Origin of the sequence: Streptomyces sp. NRRL S-495 (assembly GCF_000966955.1) — a bacterium.
Lineage (GTDB): Bacteria > Actinomycetota > Actinomycetes > Streptomycetales > Streptomycetaceae > Kitasatospora > Kitasatospora purpeofusca.
Window position 1 is genome coordinate 1 of record NZ_JZWY01000564.1, and the last position, 234, is coordinate 234.

Below are 234 nucleotides of genomic sequence, written 5' to 3' on the forward strand. Positions count from 1 at the left end.
CTGAAGGCCGAGATGACCGGCTCGCACCCGATCGTCACCGAGGACGCCCGCAACCTCCAGATCGAGCGCAACAGCTTCGACGGCGCCTGGAACAAGGGCAAGGGCGGCAACGGCTACCTGCGCGGCAGCCGGGTCTGGGACTCCCTGTGGGCCCACAACGTCAGCCGCAACCTGCGCCACTTCACCTTCCAGTGGTCGGCCAGCGGCAACGTCGCCTTCCGCAACGACCTCGAC

1 protein-coding gene is annotated in these 234 nt (G+C 67.9%); it reads left to right on the top strand.

The annotated features are described in order from the left end of the window. Positions 1–234: hypothetical protein (locus VR45_RS27315; protein WP_045942502.1), on the top strand; the 234-nt coding region annotated here is incomplete at both ends.